This is a genomic window from Nocardia sp. NPDC050406 (genome assembly GCF_044459025.1).
In the GTDB taxonomy this organism is placed as follows: Bacteria; Actinomycetota; Actinomycetes; order Mycobacteriales; family Mycobacteriaceae; genus Nocardia.
Window position 1 is genome coordinate 1,188,008 of record NZ_JBITIM010000001.1, and the last position, 19,638, is coordinate 1,207,645.

The following is a 19,638-nucleotide window of genomic DNA, read 5'->3' on the forward strand; positions in this document are numbered from 1 at the left end:
ACCCCACAGCTTGTCTGAGGAGTTTGCTACCGTGTGGACATGTCCGACAGTGCCTTGCTCCAGGTCCGAGACGTCGACTTCGTGCGCAGCGGGAACGCGATTCTGCGCTCGGTGAACCTCACCGTCCGCGCGGGTGAGCACTGGGCACTGCTGGGGCCCAACGGCGCGGGCAAGACGACCCTGCTCAAGATGCTCGGCGCGTTCGAGCACCCCACCCGAGGTTCGGTCGAGGTGCTGGGCCATCGCCTGGGTCGGGTCGACATGCGGGCGCTGCGCACCGCCATCGGCCATGTGGACCCCCGCCACAATCCGGGCGTGCCGCTGACCGTGCACGAGATCGTGCTGACCGGGCTCACCAATTCCGCGGATCTGCTGCCTCGGTGGACGCCATCGGCCGAGCAGGTCGCCGAGGCCGATCGCCTGATCGATCTGATGGGCCTGGCGCATCGGCGAAACGCGCAGTGGCCCATCCTGTCCCAGGGCGAGCGCGGTCGCATGCTCATCGCCCGCGCCCTCATGCCCAGCCCGCGCCTGCTCCTGTTGGACGAACCCGCCACCGGCCTGGACCTGTCGGGCCGCGAACACCTGCTCGAGCGCATCGACCGCCTCCAGCACACCCATCCGGACCTGGCATCGGTCCTGGTGACGCACCACCTGGAAGAACTTCCCCCGGGCACCACGCACGCGATGTTGTTGCGCGGCGGGCGAACCCTGGCCGCCGGTCCGGTCGACGACGTCCTCACCACCGAGCTGGTGTCGGAGTGCTTCGACTACCCGGTGCGGATCACCCGCAGCGAGCGGCGGTGGAGCGTGCGCCCGGCCCAGCCGTCGCCGCTCGGCTGACCCCGCAGGGTCTCAGGCCAGTGAGTCGATCCACCGTTCCAGGCGGCGGCCCTCGATCTCCATCAGTTCCGGATCCCGGAAAGTATTGGTGAGCAACGAGATTCCCTGATACGCGGCGATCAGGGCGACGGCCAGCTCCCGAGCGTCGGCGCGTCCCATGGCGGCGAATTGGCGTTCGGCCCAGTCGACGAGGCGGCGCATGACAGCCGCGAGCTCCTCCTCCAAACCATCGTCGCGCTTGTCGAGTTCGGTGGCGAGGGTGCCCGACGGACACCCGAATCGCGCTGCCAGGTCACGTTGTTCGACCCAGCCGCGGACCAGCGACTTCAACCGCTCGGCGGGAGCGTCGAGCTCCTCCAGATGCGCGATGATCGCGTCGAGTTCGGAGGCATGCGCCCCGATCGCCGCCTGGACGAGCTGATCCTTGGTCTTGAAGTAGTAGTACACATTCCCCACCGGCACATCGGCCGCGCGCGCGATATCGGCGATGGTGGTCTTCTCGACGCCCTGCCGGTGGAAGACCTGGGCGGCCGCCGCGGCGAGACGCTCGCGTTTGCCCGGCGTCGCGCGCTTGGACTCGACTGAGTTAGTCACCCAACTGACTATAGACAACCGCCGTCCCACCGGCTACGGTTCGGTGTTAGTCAGTCCACTAACTCAGGAGTGAAGATGATCGTGGTGACCGGAGCGACCGGCAATGTCGGGCGGCCCTTGGTGCGGATGCTCGCGGAGGCGGGCGAGAAGGTGACGGCGGTGGCGCGGCGAGCACCGGAGGCGCTGCCGGAGGGGGTTCGGGCGGTGGCGGGTGACCTCACCGATGCCGAGGGGTTCGCGGGCGTGCTGGAGGGGGCCGAGAAGCTGTTTCTGCTGTTCGCGCCCGGATCGTTCGCGGCCGATGTGCCGGGCGTGCTCGCGGCGGCGCGGGCGGCGGGAGTGCGTCAGGTCGTGTTGTTGTCGTCGCAGGGTGTCGCGACCCGGCCGGAGAGCGCGTCACATGGGCAGCTCGGCGCGGCGATCGAGGAGGCGGTGCGGGCGTCCGGGATGGAGTGGACGATATTGCGGCCCAGTGGTTTCCAGTCCAATGTCCTGGCGTGGGCCGAGCAGGTGCGGGGCGCGCGAACCGTCAGCGCGCCGTTCGGTGATGTCGGGGTGCCGTTCGTGGATCCGGAGGATATCGCGGCGATGGCCGCGGCCGCGCTCCGCGAGAGCGGTCATGCCGGGCGGACGTATGTGTTGACCGGTCCGGTGGCGGAGACGCCGCGGGAGCGCACCCGGGTACTGGGTGAAATCCTCGGTGAGAGTGTGCGATTCGAAGAGGTGACGGCGGAGCAAGCGCGGGCGCAGATGCTGACGTTCATGCCAGCCGACGCGGTGGAGACGACGCTGGCGATTCTCGGTGCGCCCACCGAGGACGAACTGCGGATCAGTCCCGATATCGACACCGTGCTGGGTCGGCCCGCTCGCCCGTTCGCCGCGTGGGCGCGACGCAATATCGACGCGTTCCGCTGAAAGACGTTCGGCCGCAGCGGGATCGGTGAAAGTCAGCCGATGTCGATGGGGTCGATCTGGACGCGCAAAGGGCCGTCGGAGCGGTGACTGCTGCGGACGGCCAAGGCGGCGGCGAGGGCTCGGGCCAGGGTCGCGCCGTGCGCGCGGTCGGTCCGCAGGATCATCCGCTCGACCTCGGCGGGGGTGGCGTCGCCGGAGAAGGGTTTGCGGGCGCCGAACGGAAGCGGAACCGGGCCGAGGACTTCGACGTCGCCGGGAAGCTGTGCCTCGCCGAGCAATTCGGCGATGGTGTCGGTGGTGCCGTCGATGGCGGCCAGGCGCACGGCGGGCGGGAAGCGGACCTCGGTGCGGCCGGAGAGCTCGAAGTGGGCGTGGCCCACCGGATCCCAGCGGACCAGGGCTTGGACGGTGGGGATGGTGGGTTCGGCCATGACGATGACCTGGCCGTTCGCGCGGACCAGCGCGGCGGCGGACATCCAGCGGCGCAGGGCGTCCTCGGCGGCGCGCAGGTCGGCGCGGCCGAGCAGCGCCCAGCCGTCGAGCAGCAGCGCGACGCCGTAGCCGCCCGGCACCGGCGGTTCGGCTCCGATGGTGGAGACCACCACCTGCGGGCCCTCCGGCACCGAGCTCAACACCTCTTTGCCACCCGAACCGCGAATGGGCACACCGGGAAACGCCCGCCCCAACTCCTCGGCGGTCCGCACCGCACCGATCACCACCGCGCGCAGCGCCCGCGAACCGCAAGCGCCACAACGGAACGCGGCCTCGGTGATACCGCACCACCGGCAACTCGGGCTGTGCGCGGCCTCACCGGTGGGTGTGCGCACCGCCGCGACGCCGAGTTCTCGTGACCCCGAGCGCGGCGTCGCTCCGGCCGCGGAGCCGGTGTCCGGCAGGGCAAGTGGGCCGTTGCAGTGCCGACAGCGCGCGGGGGTGCGGCATTTGGCGCAGGCCAGCGCCGGGATGTAACCCCGGCGCGGAACCTGCACCAGCACCGGGTCACCCGCCGCGAGCGCCCGGCGGGCCGCGAGGAACGCCTGGCCCGGAATGCGCACCGCGCGCGCGATCGGATCGCGCTCCATGGCGGCATCGTTGTCACCGGGGGCGTAGATACGCGGCATCCGCGCGCGCAGCACGCTCCGCTCGGCGAGAAGGTCGTGCGCCCAACCGGATTCGACAATGGCCTGCACCTCGGCGGTCCGGGCGAACCCGGCCGCGACGAAGGCCGCCCCGGTCTCGTGCGCGCGCAGCATCGCGACCTCGCGCGCGTGCGGGTACGGCGAGCGCGGCTCGGCGTAGGTATCGTCGCCGTCATCCCAGAGGGCGATCAGCCCCAGGTCGTGCACCGGCGTGAACACCGCGCTGCGGGTACCGACCACGACCCGCGCGGTCCCCCGCAGGGCCGCCAGCCACCGCCGGTACCGCGCCGACGGCCCCAATCCGGCCGACAGCCCGACCGCCGACTCCCCCACCAACGCGACACATTCCGTGAGCACGCGATCCAAATCCCGCTGATCGGGCACCATGAGGATCGCCGACCGCCCACTGCGCACCGTCACGGCCGCCAACTCCGCCAGCCGCCGCGCCCAGTCCTCCCCCGGCACCGCCTGCCACGCCGCCCGCGGCCCCCGCCCCGCCGCCACCGCCGTCAGGAACGACCGCGCGTGCACATACCGCGACCACTCCTCGAACTCGTCCGAATCGACAATCGCCGCAACAGGGTCCGCGACGCCGACACTCGGCGGCCCGCCCGCCGCAACGGCCGTGCGATCGTCCGCCGGTGCGTCCGAATCCGCTGACTCGACGCCTTCCGTCTCGGCACTCGCACTATCGGCGGTAGCGTCCGTCACCCCCACCGCGGACGCCGCCGACTGTCCACGGTCCTCGGCGGGCGCAACAACAACCGCCGGATCGGCGGCGTCGCAGTCGCCGACCACCGCAGGATCCACATCCACACCCGCCGTGCGATCGACCGGCGCTGCCTCCTCGGCATTCCCCGCCGGGCCCGAGCCACGACGGGCGTTCCCACCCGAATCGATGTCCGCCGCAGCCGGATTCGCCGCTTCGGCCTCGCCACGCTCGGCACCTGAGGCGACGATGGGTGTTTCCGCCAGTCCCGATTCGTCCGCGCGGGAGGGCGCAGTGGTTTCTACTGCTCCGCCGTCGTGAGCGCAGGCGGGGTCAGCGGCCACGGCAGCCGATGCGGTCGAGCCCGCGGCTGCCGTCGTCACCGGCTTCGCTGATTCGTCCGAGGGGTCGGAATCGCTCGAGCCCGAATATTTCTCAGCCTCGGCCACTCCTGACACGGGGCCGGTGTTGCCTGCCATGAGCACGGCCTTCGCCTTACCACCAGTACCGCGCGCCGGTTTCGCCGGTTTCGCCTGCTCGGCTTCGGTGCGGGCATGCCGGGGCGGGATGGCCAGGCGGAGGACGTCGGCTCGGGTGCCCGCATAGCGGGCGGCGACGGCTTCCACCAGTCGCAGGATCTCGGGGGTCAGTACCCGCTCGCCGGAGACGACGCGGTCCAGCTTCACGAGTTTGCCGGTGTGCTCGGTCTTTTCGAGGCGCTCGAGCACGAACCCGTCGACGAGACGGCCGGAGAAGCGGACTCGCACCCGCACGCCGGGCTGGGCGAGTCCGTCCATCTCGGGCGGGACCAGGTAGTCGAAATCCCGGTCCAGATGGGCGGGTTCGAGCAAGGGCAGGACCCGGGCGATGGGGCGCGACCCGGGAACGACGACGGCGGCGGGAGCGGCACCCGGTGTGGCGACGTGCGATACGTCCTCCGGGCCCGGCGCTCCCGCCGCCATGTCGGTGTCGGCCAATTAGAGTCCGGCGGCGGCGCGCAGCTTCTCGGCGCGGTCGGTGCGCTCCCACGGCAGATCGACGTCGGTGCGGCCGAAGTGGCCGTACGCGGCGGTCGGCGCGTAGATGGGGCGCAGCAGGTCCAGATCGCGAATGATCGCGCCGGGACGCAGGTCGAAGACCTCGCCGATGGCCGCGGAGATCTTGGTCGGGTCGATCTGCTCGGTGCCGAAGGTCTCCACGAACAGGCCCACGGGCGCGGCCTTGCCGATGGCGTAGGCGACCTGGACCTCGACGCGCTCGGAGAGTCCGGCGGCGACGACGTTCTTGGCGACCCAGCGCATGGCGTAGGCGGCCGAGCGGTCCACCTTCGACGGATCCTTGCCGGAGAAGGCGCCGCCACCGTGACGGGCCATGCCGCCGTAGGTGTCGACGATGATCTTGCGACCGGTCAGGCCCGCGTCACCCATCGGGCCGCCCAGCACGAACTTGCCGGTCGGGTTGACCAGCAGCCGCACATCGGAGGTGTCCAGCGGCGTGGGCAGCTCCAGGTCGGCCAGCACCGCGTCGACGACCTTCTCGCGGATATCGGGCGCGAGCAGGTTGTCGAGGTCGATATCGGCGGCGTGCTGGGTCGAGATGACCACGGTGTCGAGGCGCTTGGGCACCGCGCCGTCGTATTCGATGGTGACCTGGGTCTTGCCGTCGGGCCGCAGGTACGGCAGCACGCCGGACTTGCGCACCTCGGTGAGGCGACGGGAAAGCTTGTGCGCCAGCGAGATCGGCAGCGGCATGAGCTCGGGGGTCTCGATGGTGGCGTAGCCGAACATCAGGCCCTGGTCGCCCGCGCCCTGGCGCGCGATGGCGTCGTCCTCGCCGCCCACGCGGGCCTCGTGCGAGGTGTCCACGCCCTGGGCGATATCGGGCGACTGCGCGCCGATGGCGACGTTCACGCCGCAGGAGGCGCCGTCGAATCCCTTTGCGGAGGAGTCGTATCCGATCTCGAGGACCTTCTCCCGCACGATGGTCGGGATATCGGCGTAGGCGGTGGTGGTGACCTCACCGGCCACGTGCACCTGACCGGTGGTCACCAGGGTCTCCACGGCGACACGGCTGCGCGGATCGGCCGCGAGCAACGCGTCGAGGATGGAATCGCTGATGGCGTCACAGATCTTGTCCGGATGACCCTCGGTCACGGACTCACTGGTGAATAGGCGGCTGCCAGACGTGCGCACAGTTCTTCCCTCTCCCTCAACGGGTTTCTCGTAACGGCTTGCGACAGTAGCGGGCTCCCCCGACTGCACAACCCTTTGTCTCAGACTATTCCAAAGCATCGGCCACGGGGGCCACGACGGGGTGCCCGGCACGCCGCGTCCAGGTGACGAATCCATACCGACTCAGACAGTCTGCGCCCTGAGCGGTACGACATTCGTCAGCGCTGGTCAACGCGACGGTATTCCCGTCACCGCGGCTGTGTTCCTTCTCAACGCAACAGCGGCCCGAGCGCGTCCAACACCCGACTGGCCAGCAGCGCCTTGGACCCGTGGTCCAACGCGATCTCGGTGCCGTCGGCCCCGAGCAGCCAGCCGTCGTTGTGGTCCACCTCGAAGGCCTTGCCCTCGCCGACGGCGTTCACCACCAGCAGGTCACAGCCCTTGCGAGCCAGTTTGGAGCGCGCGTGGGTGAGCACGTCGCCGTGTTCGTCCCCGGTCTCGGCGGCGAAGCCGACGATCGCGGTGCCGGGCAGCTGCCCGTCTCTTCGGGCCTGCACCAGACCGGCGAGAATATCGGTGGTCTTGGCGAGTTCGATCGAATTCGGTTCGCCCGCACCTTTTTTGATTTTCGCCGCCGCCACGTTCACCGGCCGGAAATCGGCCACCGCCGCCGCCATGATCACCGCGTCCGCGCCCAGCGCGTGCTTGTCGACCGCGGTCTTGAGCTGTTCGGCGGTGGTGATGTTCACGACCTCGACCGCCGCCGGGGCGGGCATGCCGATGGTGTTGCCCGCGATGAGCGTCACCTGCGCACCGCGTTGCGCGGCCACCCGGGCCAAGGCGTAGCCCTGTTTGCCGGAGCTGCGATTGCCCAGGAAGCGCACCGGATCCAGGGGTTCACGGGTGCCGCCCGCCGAGATCACCAGGCGTCGGCCTTCCAGATCCCGAGGAATGGCGTCGGCGCGTTCGAGCAGCAGTGAGGCGAGCGCGAAGATCTCCTCCGGCTCGGGCAGTCGACCGGCGCCGGTATCCGCGCCGGTCAACCGGCCGTGCGCGGGTTCCATGACGATCGCGCCGTGCGCGCGCAGGGTCGCGACATTCGCCTGGGTGGCCGGATGCTCCCACATCTCGGTGTGCATGGCCGGGGCGAAGAGCACGGGACATCGTGCGGTGAGCAGGGTGGCGGTGAGCAGGTCGTCGGCGCGTCCCTGCGCGGCCCGCGCCATGAGGTCGGCGGTGGCGGGCGCGATGACGACCAGTTCGGCCTCCTGGCCGAGCCGCACGTGCGGCACCTCGGGCACATCGGCGAACACACCGGTGTTGACCGGGTTGCCCGAGAGCGCCTCGAAGGTGGCCTTACCGATGAACCGCAGCGCGGCCTCGGTGGGAATGACGCGAACCTCGTGGCCGGTCTCGGTGAACCGGCGCACGAGGGCGCAACTCTTGTAGGCGGCGATGCCGCCGCCGACTCCGACGACGATCCGGGTCACCGCACGCCCCGGAGGTTGGTCGCGCCGCATCGCGCGAAGGGAGTGGTCACTGTGTGGCCTCCAGCGCCGTCGTTGTTCTCTGAGCTGTCCGAATAACGGGTTATCCGAATGACTCGGTCTTACTCGCCTTCGGAGTGCTCGAGCAGATCGGCGTGGATCTCGCGCATGGCCACCGACAGCGGCTTCTCCTGCAGACCCGGCTCGACCAGCGGGCCGACGTATTCGAGAATGCCGTCGCCGAGCTGGTTGTAGTAGTCGTTGATCTGCCGCGCCCGCTTGGCCGCGTAGATAACCAGCGCGTACTTGGACGAGGTGCGCTCCAGCAGCTCGTCGATCGGCGGGTTGGTGAGGCCGACCGGAGTGTCGTAGGCGGGCGCGGTCTTCATGTCCGTACTCACTAGGGAGGCTCCTGCGGGGTTGTCGTTCGGGTGGGCGTCCGGCTAGGAAGTGCCGGGATTCGAGGCAGACCTCGAATTTGTGCTAACGAACAACGATACCAACCGCTCACAGGCGGCTGTCACCTCGTCGTTCACTATGACGATGTCGAACTCGTCACAGGCCGCCAATTCGGTCTTCGCGGTCTGCAGTCGCCGCTCGATGACCTCGGGCGATTCGGTACCCCGGGAGGTGAGCCGGGACACCAACTCGTCCCAGCTGGGCGGGGCCAGAAAGACCAGGGTGGCCTCGGGCATCGCCCGGCGTACCGAGCGCGCCCCTTCGAGGTCGACTTCGACCAACACCGAACGACCGGCCGCGAGGGCCTCCCGCACGGGTGCGGCCGGGGTGCCCGACCGCTGTAGTCCGCCGTGGATATCGGCCCATTCCAGGAGGTCGCCCGCCGCGATCATGGCGTCGAACTCTTCCCTGGTGACGAACCGGTAGTCACGACCGTCGACCTCGCCGGGCCGGGGAGCCCGGGTGGTGGCCGAAACACTGAATACCAATTCCGGCAACCGTTCGCGCACACAGCGCACGACGGTTGACTTTCCTACGGCCGAGGGGCCGACCAGGACTACCAGTCGACCCTTCCGAGTGTGTTCGACCACCCTCGGATTATTCGGCGCTGAAGTCGAACCGGGCCAGCAGCGCCTTACGCTGCCGGTCGCCCAGTCCGCGCAGGCGGCGGGTAGGAGCGATCTCCAGTTCGCTCATGATCTCGGCCGCCTTGACCTTGCCCACCTTCGGCAGCGCCTCCAGCAGAGCCGACACCTTCATCTTGCCGAGAACTTCGTCCTTCTCGGCATCGGCAAGGACCGTCTTCAGATCGGTACCGCCACGCTTCAAGCGCTCCTTGAGCTCCGCCCGAGCGCGGCGAGCGGCAGCCGCCTTCTCCAAAGCAGCGGCGCGCTGCTCGTCAGTCAGCTGGGGAAGGGCCACGGTTCCTCCGTCTCATCGTTCATTGCATCTACTCCCGCCGGGTGAACCCGGCGGTCTCAGCGACCGTACCCACGACGCCTGGCGATTGCGAACCCACCCCCCAGGTCAGCGCGTGATTCCGGGCACGGGTAGGTGGAACGGCCGTCTTCGCGGGGCCGCGTCGGGCGGCTCCGGCCATCGTCCTGGCGAAATCTCGAACTACCTTGCTGCCAGGGCTTTTTCGGTTTTCTTGCGACCGCGTGAACGGCGTGAGTTGGGACCTGTACAAACCGTGACCGAGCTGTAATCAGCCGACCTGGAAGTTTCTCGGATTTCTCGGCGTGTCGCCTAAAAAGCGTACCGCGTGTCGCGGCTCACAGTCGGTCCGTCGAAATCACAGCGGGCCTGGTGAGGAAGGCCCTGAAGGGTGTGAAACAGCCTCCTGAGCGGCCGTACGCGCTTTAAACCACAGCGGTGTAGTTCCCAGTGCCGGATCTGGCCTCACAGCGCGCAGAAGCGCACTGAGCGCTTTTCGATCACACCGCGGGCAACCCGAGACCGCCCGGGCCGCGGGCCGGGCGGGGCGAGCGCCGCGACCGTCGAACGGGAATCAGTTGCTCTGCACGGCGATTCGAATGCCGAGGGCGACCATGAGGGTGCCCATGGCGGCGTCGATGGCGCGGCGCACCCGCTGGCGGGTGAAGACGTGGCGCAGCGCGCCGATGGCGACGGCGAGGGTGGTGAACCACGCGAGATTCACCACGCAGCAGACCACGGCCAGTTCCAGCGCGCTCAGCGGGGACGGGTCGGCGGGCAGGAACTGCGGGATGAGGGCGATGAAGAACACCGCGCACTTGGGGTTCAGCAGGTTCGTCAGCACGCCCTGGCGAAACGAGGCGGCGATGCCGTGGCGCTTGGGACCGAGATCGGCCTCGATCTCGTAGTCGCCGCGCCGCGCCGCCAGCAGGGCGCGAATACCGAGGTAGGCCAGGTAGACCGCGCCGACCAGCTTCACCACCGTGTAGGCCATGGCCGACGCGGCGAGCAGTCCGGCGATGCCGACGGCGGTGATCAGCGACCACACCAGCACGCCGACGGCGATTCCGGCGGCGGTGGCGATCCCCGCGCGGCGTCCGGAGACCGCCGCATTGCGGACGACTATGACGAAATCCGGTCCGGGAGAGATGGATCCGAGCAGCATGACCCCGGCGAGTGCGAGCACTTGTGCGGTGGACAACATTCGACCAGATTACGAGACCCGGCCGCCCTACGGCCTCGGTATCCAGACCTTCACACCGGCCCCCGGCGTGCTTGTGGCCGGGAGCCCCGCGCATCCATACGTCGACGAGCGGGAATCCCGGCCACAATCCTGCCGGAGCGGGCGCGAACGCCGCTATCAGCCTTGCAGGAAAGCGAATTCGTCGCTGAGCGCGCCCACCGAGGCCTGGAGGGCGGCGACCGACGGACCCGCCTTCAACACCTCGCGTGACACATTGGGCACCACCGCGCGCAGATCGCTGTCCGACACCAGGTTTCGGATGGACTCCGCTCCCCCGCCCTGCGCGCCCACGCCGGGCATGAGGATGGGGCCGTTGAGCGAGCTCAGGTCCGGGGCCTCGGTGAGGGTGGCCCCGATGACGACGCCGACCGAACCGAATTCCGCGCCCGCGTTCTGCGCGGCCGCGTCGTCGACCATGCGCTGGGCGATGGACCGACCGTCGGTGCCGGTGATGCGTTGCAGCTCGGCCGCTTCCGGATTGGAGGTGGCCGCCAACACGAACACGCCGCGCCCATTGGCCTGCGCCAGCTCCAGAGCCGGTGTCAGCGAACCGAATCCGAGATACGGCGAGACCGTCAGCGCGTCGCTGGCCAGCGGACCGTCGCCGAGCCAGGCGTGCGCGTAGGCGTCCATGGTGGAGCCGATATCGCCGCGCTTGGCGTCGGCGAGCACCAGGGTGCCCGCGTCACGCAGTTCGTCGATGGCCTCCTCCAGCACCATGATTCCGGCCGAACCATAGGTTTCGAAGAACGCCACCTGGGGTTTGACCAGGGCGACCCGACCGGCGAAGGCCTCCACACACGCATTGGTGAAGGACTTCAGCCCGGTCACATCCTCGGTCAGGCCCCAGGCCCGCAACAGCGGCGGATGCGGGTCGATACCCACGCACAGCGGTCCGTGCTCGCGCATCGCATCCCGCAGCCGCACACCGAAACTCGTCATCTGGTCAGCCTCGCAGGGTGGCGTGGAGTTCCTGCAACGATCGCACACCGATACCGCCGTTGATGGTGGCTTCGATGCCCTGCACCGCCGCGGCCGCGCCCTGCACGGTGGTGATGCACGGGATGTTCGCACCCACTGCCGCGGTGCGGATCTCGTAGCCGTCCACGCGCGGACCGTTGTTGCCGTACGGGGTGTTGAAGACGATGTCGACGTCCCCGTCCTTGATCATGTCCACGATGCTGGGCTGATCGGTGGCCTCATCGGAGTGCTTGCGCACCGGATCGCAGGGAATGCCGTTGCGGCGCAGCATCTCCGCGGTGCCCTCGGTGGCGATGATGCGGAATCCGAGATCGTGCAGGCGCTTGACCGGGAACACCATGGCGCGCTTGTCGCGGTTGGCGATCGACACGAACGCGGTGCCCTCGGTCGGCAGCGAACCGTAGGCGGCGGTCTGCGATTTGGCGAAGGCGGTACCGAAATCGGCGTCGATGCCCATGACCTCACCGGTGGACTTCATCTCCGGCGAGAGCAGCGAATCGATACCGGTGCCGTCCTTGCGGCGGAAGCGGTGGAACTGCAGCACGGCCTCCTTCACCGCCACGGGGGCGTCGAACGGCGCGTGACCGCCATCGCCCTCGGCGGGCAGGATGCCTTCCTTGCGCAGGTCGGCGATGGTGGCCCCCAACGCGATTCGCGCCGCGGCCTTGGCCAGCGACACCGCGGTGGCCTTGGAGACGAACGGCACGGTGCGGCTGGCGCGCGGGTTGGCCTCGAGGACGTAGAGCACATCGTCCTTGAGCGCGTACTGCACATTCAGCAGACCCTTGACGCCGATACCCTTGGCCAGCGCCGCGGTGGAGCGCCGCACGGCCTCGATATCGCTGCGGCCCAAGGTGATCGGGGGCAGCGCGCACGCCGAGTCACCGGAGTGGATACCGGCCTCCTCGATGTGCTCCATGACCCCGCCCAGGTAGACCTCGTCGCCGTCGCACAGCGCGTCGACGTCGATCTCGATGGCGTCCTCCAGGAACCGGTCGATGAGCACCGGGCGGTTCGGGGAGATATCGGTGGCGCGGGAGATGTAGCCCTCGAGTGTCGGCTCGTCGTACACGATCTCCATACCGCGGCCGCCGAGCACGTAGGACGGGCGCACCAGCACCGGGTAGCCGATCTCGGCGGCGATCTTCTTGGCCTGGGTGAAGGTGGTGGCGGTGCCGTACTTGGGAGCCGGAAGTCCCGCCGCGACAAGCACATCGCCGAATTCGGCGCGATCCTCGGCGAGGTCGATGGCGGCGGCGGAGGTGCCGACCACCGGGACGCCCGCATCGGTGAGGCGCTGCGCCAGACCCAGCGGCGTCTGGCCGCCGAGCTGGCAGATCACACCCGCGACGGTGCCCGACTCGGTCTCCGCGTGATACACCTCGAGCACGTCCTCGAAGGTCAGCGGCTCGAAGTAGAGGCGGTCGGCGGTGTCGTAGTCGGTCGACACGGTCTCCGGGTTGCAGTTGACCATGACCGTCTCGTACCCGGCCTCCGACAGCGTCTGCGCGGCATGCACACAGCTGTAGTCGAATTCGATGCCCTGACCGATGCGGTTGGGGCCCGAACCCAGGATGATGACCTTGTCGCGCTCGCGCTGCGGCGCGACCTCGGACTCCGCGGCCGGATCGAGTTCGTAGGCCGAGTAGTGGTACGGGGTCTTGGCCTCGAATTCGGCGGCACAGGTGTCGACGGTCTTGAACACCGGGCGGATGTTCAAGCGGTGGCGCAGCTCGCGCACCCCGTCCTCACCCGCGAGTTCCGGTCGCAGCGCGGCGATCTGGCGATCGGAGAGGCCATGGTGCTTGGCCCGGCGCAGCAGCGGCTCGTCGAGCACGGGCGCGTCGATGATCTCCTGACGCAGCTCCACCAGTCCGGCGACCTCGTCGACGAACCACGGGTCGATTCCCGAAGCGGCGGCGACGGTTTCGACGCTCGCGCCCAGGCGCAGCGCGCGCTCCACCTGGTAGATGCGGCCCTCGACCGGAGTGCGCAGATCCTCGAGAATCCGCTCCACATCGGTCCAGTCGCCATCGGACTGGGTCCAGAAGCCCACGGCCTTGGTCTCCAGCGAGCGCAGCACCTTGCCCAGAGCCTCGGAGAAGTTGCGGCCCAACGACATCGCCTCACCCACCGACTTCATGGTGGTGGTCAGCGTCGGGTCGGCACCGGGGAACTTCTCGAAGGCGAAGCGCGGAGCCTTGACGACCACGTAGTCGAGCGTGGGCTCGAAACAGGCCGGGGTCTCCTTGGTGATGTCGTTGACGATCTCGTCGAGGGTGTAGCCGATGGCCAGCTTGGCGGCGATCTTGGCGATCGGGAAACCCGTTGCCTTGGAAGCCAACGCCGACGACCGCGAGACGCGCGGGTTCATCTCGATGACGATCAGGCGGCCGTCCACCGGGTTCACCGCGAACTGGATATTGCAGCCGCCGGTGTCGACTCCGACCTCGCGCAGAATGGCGATGCCGAGATCGCGCATCTTCTGGTATTCGCGGTCGGTGAGGGTCATGGCCGGGGCGACCGTCATCGAGTCGCCGGTGTGCACGCCCATCGGGTCGACATTCTCGATCGAGCAGACGATGACCACATTGTCGTTGCGGTCACGCATGAGCTCGAGCTCGAATTCCTTCCAGCCCAGGATGGATTCCTCGATGAGCACGTTCGCGGTCGGCGAGGCGGCCAGGCCGCCACCGGCAATGCGATCGAGATCCTCTTCGTTGTAGGCCATACCCGAACCCAGGCCGCCCATGGTGAACGACGGGCGCACGACCACCGGATAACCAAGCTCCGCAACGGTTTCGCGGACTTCGTCCATGGTGTAGCAGACCTTGGAGCGCGCGGATTCGCCGCCGACCTTGGCGACGATGTCCTTGAACTTCTGCCGGTCCTCACCGCGCTGAATGGCCTCGAAGTCCGCGCCGATGAGCTCGACGTTGTACTTCTCCAGAATGCCGTTCTCATGCAGCGCCACAGCGCAATTGAGCGCCGTCTGACCGCCCAGGGTCGCCAGGATCGCGTCCGGACGCTCCTTGGCGATGACCTTCTCGACGAATTCCCAGGTGATCGGCTCCACGTAGGTGGAGTCGGCGAATTCCGGGTCGGTCATGATGGTCGCCGGGTTGGAGTTCACCAGCGACACCCGCAGGCCCTCGGAGCGCAGCACCCGGCACGCCTGCGTACCCGAGTAGTCGAACTCGCATGCCTGGCCGATGACGATCGGGCCCGAGCCGATCACCAGGATGTGGTTGAGATCGGTGCGGCGAGGCATCAGGCTCCTTCCATCAGCATTGCGAAGCGGTCGAACAGGTACGCGGCGTCATGGGGACCGGCGGCCGCTTCCGGGTGGTACTGGACGGAGAAGGCTTTGCCGTCGATGAGGTTCAGGCCCTCGACGGTGCCGTCGTTGGCGCACACGTGGCTGACCTCGGCCTTGCCGAACGGGGTGTCGAACACCTCGCCGCGCTCGCCCTCCAGGGCGAAGCCGTGGTTCTGCGCGGTGATCGAGATGCGCCCGCTGTGGTGTTCGACGACCGGGATGTTGATGCCGCGGTGGCCGAACTTCATCTTGTAGGTCTTGCGGCCCAGCGCCCGACCCAGGATCTGGTTGCCGAAGCAGATGCCGAACAGCGGCAGCCCCTCGCTCAGCACACCCTGGGTGAGCGCGACCGCGTCGTCCTGGGTGGCCGGGTCGCCCGGGCCGTTGGACAGGAACACACCGTTCGGGTTCAGTTCCTTGATCTGGTCGATGGTCACGTTCGAGGGCACCACGTGCACCCGCATCCCGCGCTGGGCGAACATGCGCGGGGTATTGGACTTGATGCCCAGGTCCACCGCGACCACCGTGAACCGGTGCTCGCCCTCGGGCTCCACCGTGTACATCTCGTCGGTGGAGACCTCACCGGCCAGATCCGCGCCCAGCATGGAGGGCTGGCCGTTGACGCGGTCGAGCAGCTCCTCGTAGTCGGCCAGGGCCGCGCCGGAGAAGATGCCCGCCTTCATGGAACCGCGAGTGCGCAAGTGCCGCACCAGGGCTCGGGTGTCGATGCCCGCGATGCCCACCACGTTCTGGTTCTCCAGCTCGCTCTGCAGGGTGCGGTTGGCGCGCCAGTTGGAGGCGCGGCGCGAGGGGTCGCGCACGGCGTATCCGGCCACCCAGATGCGCTGCGACTCGTCGTCCTCGTCGTTCCAGCCCGTATTGCCGATCTGGGGCGCGGTGGCCACCACGATCTGGCGGTCGTAGGAGGGGTCGGTGAGCGTCTCCTGGTACCCCGTCATCGCGGTGCAGAACACCGCCTCGCCCAAAGTCTGTCCGACGGCGCCGAAGGTCGAGCCCCGGAATACCCGGCCGTCCTCCAGCACCATTACCGCGGTATCGCCGCTCATGCCTCGTCTCCGTTCATAGCACCCGTCCAGGACGGGTACACCGTTTTGTCGTCACCCCGGAATCCGGTATCCACCTCGGTTCCGGTCGGCAGCGTCCAGCGAATTACCAGCACACCATCTTCCGTCATTACTTTCCCCGCATGTCCGCGCTCGGTGCGCACCGCGGTGATGGATTCGTTGGGAATCCAGATCGGCGCGGTGCCGTCGCGCTCGAGCAGAATGCCGCGCTCGAAGCGAGTCATCTCCGCCGTGGCCCGGAAACCCAGATCGCCCACCGTGATTCGCTGAATCCAGCTCGGGGCGAGCGTGCTGCCCAAGTACAGGCCCGTGGTCGGCTCCAACACCTGCGCGCCGCAGTCGGCGGGCACGGTCGGGAGGTCACCGATGGACGACGCCTGCTTGCGCGCCCTGCCCGTCCATGCCCGGTACATCAGCCACACGGCCAGTACGAACAGGGCGAACATTCCGACCACCCACAGCGTGCGCTCCATTTACGGTCCTCCTCGATTCCCCGCCCGCCGGGCTCCCCCGGCGATCTTCGCCGCCTCGCGTGCGGTGTTGCGCCCGCGCAGGAAGGTGGCCATCACCAAACCGGGCAGCGTCAACGCCTCGTACGGGGTGTTCTCCGCGATACTGGCGAGATCCTTGGACCGCACCGTCCACGCGGTATCCGGGTCGATCAGCACCAGGTTGGCCGGTTCGCCCACCTCGATCGGCCGACCCTGATCGTCGAGTCCCGCGATCCGCGCCGGGTTCTCGCTCATCACCCGGGCGACGCCGCGCCAGTCCAGCAGGCCACCGCGCACCATGGTCGCGACCACGATCGACAGCGCCGTCTCCAAGCCGAGCATGCCCGGACGCGCGGCGGCGAACTCGCAGCACTTGTCCTGTTCGGCATGCGGGGCGTGATCGGTGGCGACGCAGTCGATGATGCCGTCGGCCAGCGCCTCGCGCAGCGCCCGCACATCGGAGACCTCGCGCAGCGGCGGGTTCACCCGGTTCACCGCGTCATAGGTCTCGAGGCGGGAGTCGTCCAGGTACAGGTGGTGCGGGGTCACCTCGGCGGTGATCGAGATCCCTTGCGCCTTGGCCCATTTCAGCAGTTCCACGGTGCCCGCGGTGGAGGCGTGGCAGATGTGCACGCGCGCACCGGCATCGCGGGCCAGCAGCGCGTCACGGGCCACGATGGACTCCTCGGCGGCGCGCGGCCACCCGGCCAGACCCAGGCGGGCGGCGTTCGGACCCTCGTGCGCCACAGCGCCATTGGTGAGCCGCGGCTCCTCGGCGTGCTGGGCGATGAGCACGCCCAGGGAGTTCGCGTACTCCAGCGCGCGACGCATGATCAGCGGGTCGTAGACGCAGTGCCCGTCGTCGGAGAACATGCGCACCTTGGCCTCACCGGCGGCCATGGTGCCCATCTCGGCGAGCTGCTTGCCCTGCAGACCGACCGTGACCGCGCCCACCGGGTGCACATCCACCAGGCCGACCTCCTGGCCGCGCCGCCACACATGGTCGGTGATGACCTGCGAGTCGGCGACCGGGCTGGTGTTGGCCATGGCGAACACCGCCGTGTAGCCGCCGAGAGCGGCTGCGGCGGAACCCGTTTCGATGGTCTCGGTGTCCTCGCGGCCCGGCTCGCGCAGATGCGTGTGCAGGTCCACGAAGCCGGGCAGCAGGTACTGGCCGGTGCCGTCCACGATCTCGGCATCGGACGGCTGGCCCAGATCCGTGGCGATGGCCCGGATCTCGCCGTCGGCGAGCAGCACGTCCACCGGCTCGCCCTCGCCGTACAGGCGGGCGTTCTTGATCAGCACATTGCCCGGGTTTCCGGTCGCCTCGCTCACGCCACCACCTCATCCGTTCCGACCAGCAGGCGGAACAGCACCGCCATGCGCATATGAACTCCGTTGTTGACCTGTTGCAGCACAGCCGCTTTCGGGGAATCCGCGACCGAGGCGGCGATCTCCATACCGCGCAGCATCGGGCCCGGGTGCAGCACCACCGCGTGCTCGTCGAGCATGTTCAACCGACGCTGGTTGAGGCCGTAGTTGATCGAGTACTCCCGCGCCGAGGGGAAGAATCCGCCGTTCATGCGCTCGGCCTGCACCCGCAGCATCATCACCGCGTCCGCACCGGGCAGCTCCGCGTCCAGGGAGTGCGAGACCCGCACCGGCCAGGACTCCACGCCCACCGGCAGCAGCGTGCGCGGCGCGACCAGCACCACCTCGGCCCCAAGGGTGCTGAGCAGGAAGGCATTCGAGCGCGCGACCCGGCTGTGCAGAATGTCGCCGACCAGTACGACGCGCTTGCCGTCCAGGTCACCGAGGCGCTGACGCAGCGTCAGCGCGTCCAGCAGCGCCTGGGTGGGGTGCTCGTGCATACCGTCACCGGCGTTGATGATGGCCGGGCCGGGGCCGTCGTAACCGCTTGCGCCCTCCTGCATCTCGGCGAACCAGCGCGCGATCTGATGGGCCGCGCCGGAGGCCGGGTGGCGCACGATGAGCGCGTCCGCGCCCGCCGCGTGCAGGGTCAGCGCGGTATCGCGCAGCGATTCACCCTTGGAGACAGAAGAACTCGACGCGCTCACATTGATGACGTCAGCGCTCATCCACTTACCGGCGACCTCGAAGGAGACGCGGGTGCGGGTGGAGTTCTCGAAGAACACCGTCATGACGGTGCGCCCGCGCAGCGTCGGCAGCTTCTTGACCTCGCGGCCCAGCAGGGCCTGTTCGAAGCGCTCGGCCTCGTCCAGCAAACCGCTGGCGGCGTCGCGGTCCAGGTCGGTGACCGACAGCAGATGCTTCACTTCTCCCCCTCCTGGCCCAGGTAGACACCGTCACGTCCGTCGTGCTCGCGCAGCAGCACCCCGATGTCCTCGGAGCGCGCGGTGGGCACGTTCTTGCCGACGTAGTCGGCGCGAATGGGGAGTTCGCGGTGCCCGCGATCGATGAGCACCGCCAGCTGCACGGCGCGGGGACGGCCCAGATCGCGCAGCCCGTCGAGGGCGGAGCGCACGGTCCGGCCGGAGAAGAGCACATCGTCGACGAGCACGACCAGCGCGTCCTCGATACCGCCCTCGGGCACCGAGGTGCGCTCCAGGGGACGGTGCGGGCGGCTGCGCAGATCATCGCGGTAGAGGGTGATGTCGAGGGAGCCGACGGCGGGGCGCACCCCGGCGAACTCCTCGATCTTGAGCGCCAGTCGATTGGCGAGAGTCGTTCCGCGCGTGGGGATTCCGATCAGCACTACGCGGGGCGCGGCCGGATCGTTGGAATCGAGGGCGGTCTTCTCGATAATCTGATGCGCCATGCGCGCGATGGTGCGGCCGACATCCGAATCCGACAGCAATTCGCGCCCGACCTGCACCCGCTCGGGGTCATGCCGCTGCGAGTGCTCGCCAGCGCTCGACTTGGCGGCCCGGTCTTCGGGCACGACCATGTCGACCTCCTTCCCCGCCTCACTGGACGGTCCGTTAAAGGATGTCTTTCCGGGGAGAGAGCCTAACAGCGCCGTCGCAGGTCGAAACCGCCGCACCCCCTCGGCAACCGCCACCGCGGCGAGCCTCCTCCCCCGTTTTCACCTGCGTGAATTCGAAAACCGCCGGTTCCAGCGGCAATCGCGCAGTTACGGGCCGATTGAGGCTGTGGTGAGGTTCACGGTTCGACCGGAGCGACACCGAGAATCGCACGGCTCACATGTTTAGATGCGCATATTTACGTGTAGGTATGTTCCATCTCCCCTGCGGAGGGAGCGACCAGCGTGAATCCCGGTTGGC

At 68.7% G+C, this 19,638-nt stretch carries 17 protein-coding genes; 2 read left to right on the forward strand and 15 right to left on the reverse strand.

The genetic code is table 11. The features are described 5' to 3' along the window. Nucleotides 1-39 precede the first annotated feature (39 nt). Nucleotides 40-843 carry an ABC transporter ATP-binding protein gene (locus ACIBH2_RS05635; protein ID WP_397113822.1) on the forward strand — a complete coding sequence of 268 codons (804 nt, stop codon included), beginning with the start codon at nucleotides 40-42 and terminating at the stop codon, nucleotides 841-843. Between the two features lie 12 nt (nucleotides 844-855). Here ACIBH2_RS05635 and ACIBH2_RS05640 read toward each other — a convergent pair whose 3' ends face one another. After that, nucleotides 856-1,437: a TetR/AcrR family transcriptional regulator gene (locus ACIBH2_RS05640; RefSeq protein WP_397113824.1), complete on the reverse strand. Its 582-nt coding sequence runs from the start codon at nucleotides 1,435-1,437 to the stop codon at nucleotides 856-858. Nucleotides 1,438-1,512: 75 nt separating this feature from the next. On the opposite strand from ACIBH2_RS05640, the gene ACIBH2_RS05645 reads away from it, so the two are divergent. Next, entirely contained in the window at nucleotides 1,513-2,352 is an 840-nt protein-coding gene (locus ACIBH2_RS05645; protein ID WP_397113826.1) for an NAD(P)H-binding protein, read from the forward strand. 32 nt (nucleotides 2,353-2,384) lie between these two features. On the opposite strand, the gene ACIBH2_RS05650 is transcribed toward ACIBH2_RS05645, so the two are convergent. The 14 genes from ACIBH2_RS05650 to pyrR form a co-directional block, all read right to left on the reverse strand. Next, a complete protein-coding gene (locus ACIBH2_RS05650) occupies nucleotides 2,385-5,162 on the reverse strand; it encodes a hypothetical protein (protein WP_397116826.1) in 2,778 nt (925 codons plus the stop codon). A 15-nt stretch (nucleotides 5,163-5,177) separates the two neighbouring features. After that, the gene (gene metK, locus ACIBH2_RS05655) at nucleotides 5,178-6,392 is read right to left on the reverse strand and encodes a methionine adenosyltransferase (protein ID WP_397113828.1); all 1,215 of its coding nucleotides are present in this window, start codon (nucleotides 6,390-6,392) and stop codon (nucleotides 5,178-5,180) included. Between the two features lie 248 nt (nucleotides 6,393-6,640). Further along, the gene (gene coaBC / locus ACIBH2_RS05660; RefSeq protein ID WP_397113830.1) at nucleotides 6,641-7,891 is read right to left on the reverse strand and encodes a bifunctional phosphopantothenoylcysteine decarboxylase/phosphopantothenate--cysteine ligase CoaBC; all 1,251 of its coding nucleotides are present in this window, start codon (nucleotides 7,889-7,891) and stop codon (nucleotides 6,641-6,643) included. Between the two features lie 89 nt (nucleotides 7,892-7,980). Further along, nucleotides 7,981-8,247 carry a DNA-directed RNA polymerase subunit omega gene (gene rpoZ, locus ACIBH2_RS05665; protein WP_397116828.1) on the reverse strand — a complete coding sequence of 89 codons (267 nt, stop codon included), beginning with the start codon at nucleotides 8,245-8,247 and terminating at the stop codon, nucleotides 7,981-7,983. Between the two features lie 54 nt (nucleotides 8,248-8,301). Next, nucleotides 8,302-8,907: a guanylate kinase gene (gene gmk, locus ACIBH2_RS05670; protein ID WP_397113832.1), complete on the reverse strand. Its 606-nt coding sequence runs from the start codon at nucleotides 8,905-8,907 to the stop codon at nucleotides 8,302-8,304. Between the two features lie 7 nt (nucleotides 8,908-8,914). After that, nucleotides 8,915-9,238 carry an integration host factor, actinobacterial type gene (mihF, locus tag ACIBH2_RS05675; protein WP_033086940.1) on the reverse strand — a complete coding sequence of 108 codons (324 nt, stop codon included), beginning with the start codon at nucleotides 9,236-9,238 and terminating at the stop codon, nucleotides 8,915-8,917. Nucleotides 9,239-9,827: 589 nt separating this feature from the next. Further along, nucleotides 9,828-10,457: a LysE family translocator gene (locus ACIBH2_RS05680; protein ID WP_397113834.1), complete on the reverse strand. Its 630-nt coding sequence runs from the start codon at nucleotides 10,455-10,457 to the stop codon at nucleotides 9,828-9,830. A gap of 156 nt (nucleotides 10,458-10,613) precedes the next feature. Continuing rightward, entirely contained in the window at nucleotides 10,614-11,438 is an 825-nt protein-coding gene (gene pyrF, locus ACIBH2_RS05685; protein ID WP_397113836.1) for an orotidine-5'-phosphate decarboxylase, read from the reverse strand. A gap of 4 nt (nucleotides 11,439-11,442) precedes the next feature. After that, on the reverse strand, nucleotides 11,443-14,748 hold the full coding sequence (carB, locus tag ACIBH2_RS05690; protein WP_397113839.1) for a carbamoyl-phosphate synthase large subunit: 3,306 nt from the start codon (nucleotides 14,746-14,748) through the stop codon (nucleotides 11,443-11,445). Continuing rightward, complete coding sequence (gene carA, locus ACIBH2_RS05695) at nucleotides 14,748-15,863, reverse strand: glutamine-hydrolyzing carbamoyl-phosphate synthase small subunit (RefSeq protein WP_397113841.1); 1,116 nt, start codon at nucleotides 15,861-15,863, stop codon at nucleotides 14,748-14,750. The genes carB and carA overlap by 1 nt, the downstream gene beginning before the upstream one ends. Then, the gene (locus ACIBH2_RS05700; protein WP_397113843.1) at nucleotides 15,860-16,354 is read right to left on the reverse strand and encodes a transporter; all 495 of its coding nucleotides are present in this window, start codon (nucleotides 16,352-16,354) and stop codon (nucleotides 15,860-15,862) included. Before ACIBH2_RS05700 ends, carA begins: the two co-directional genes overlap by 4 nt. Continuing rightward, nucleotides 16,355-17,707, reverse strand: a complete 1,353-nt coding sequence (locus ACIBH2_RS05705; protein WP_397113845.1) for a dihydroorotase — start codon at nucleotides 17,705-17,707, stop codon at nucleotides 16,355-16,357. It lies immediately after the preceding gene. Beyond that, complete coding sequence (locus ACIBH2_RS05710; RefSeq protein ID WP_397113847.1) at nucleotides 17,704-18,669, reverse strand: aspartate carbamoyltransferase catalytic subunit; 966 nt, start codon at nucleotides 18,667-18,669, stop codon at nucleotides 17,704-17,706. The genes ACIBH2_RS05705 and ACIBH2_RS05710 overlap by 4 nt, the downstream gene beginning before the upstream one ends. Further along, a complete protein-coding gene (pyrR, locus tag ACIBH2_RS05715; RefSeq protein WP_397113849.1) occupies nucleotides 18,666-19,301 on the reverse strand; it encodes a bifunctional pyr operon transcriptional regulator/uracil phosphoribosyltransferase PyrR in 636 nt (211 codons plus the stop codon). Before pyrR ends, ACIBH2_RS05710 begins: the two co-directional genes overlap by 4 nt. Nucleotides 19,302-19,638: the final 337 nt, after the last annotated feature.

Coding starts and splice junctions, on each gene's coding strand:
- ACIBH2_RS05635 (WP_397113822.1), top strand. CDS start 40: ATGTCCGACAGTGCCTTGCTCCAGGTCCGAGACGTCGACTTCGTGCGC.
- ACIBH2_RS05680 (WP_397113834.1), bottom strand. CDS start 10,457: ATGTTGTCCACCGCACAAGTGCTCGCACTCGCCGGGGTCATGCTGCTC.
- pyrR (WP_397113849.1), bottom strand. CDS start 19,301: ATGGTCGTGCCCGAAGACCGGGCCGCCAAGTCGAGCGCTGGCGAGCAC.
- carB (WP_397113839.1), bottom strand. CDS start 14,748: ATGCCTCGCCGCACCGATCTCAACCACATCCTGGTGATCGGCTCGGGC.
- ACIBH2_RS05650 (WP_397116826.1), bottom strand. CDS start 5,162: ATGGCGGCGGGAGCGCCGGGCCCGGAGGACGTATCGCACGTCGCCACA.
- ACIBH2_RS05645 (WP_397113826.1), top strand. CDS start 1,513: ATGATCGTGGTGACCGGAGCGACCGGCAATGTCGGGCGGCCCTTGGTG.
- carA (WP_397113841.1), bottom strand. CDS start 15,863: ATGAGCGGCGATACCGCGGTAATGGTGCTGGAGGACGGCCGGGTATTC.
- ACIBH2_RS05700 (WP_397113843.1), bottom strand. CDS start 16,354: ATGGAGCGCACGCTGTGGGTGGTCGGAATGTTCGCCCTGTTCGTACTG.
- coaBC (WP_397113830.1), bottom strand. CDS start 7,891: ATGCGGCGCGACCAACCTCCGGGGCGTGCGGTGACCCGGATCGTCGTC.
- pyrF (WP_397113836.1), bottom strand. CDS start 11,438: ATGACGAGTTTCGGTGTGCGGCTGCGGGATGCGATGCGCGAGCACGGA.
- rpoZ (WP_397116828.1), bottom strand. CDS start 8,247: ATGAAGACCGCGCCCGCCTACGACACTCCGGTCGGCCTCACCAACCCG.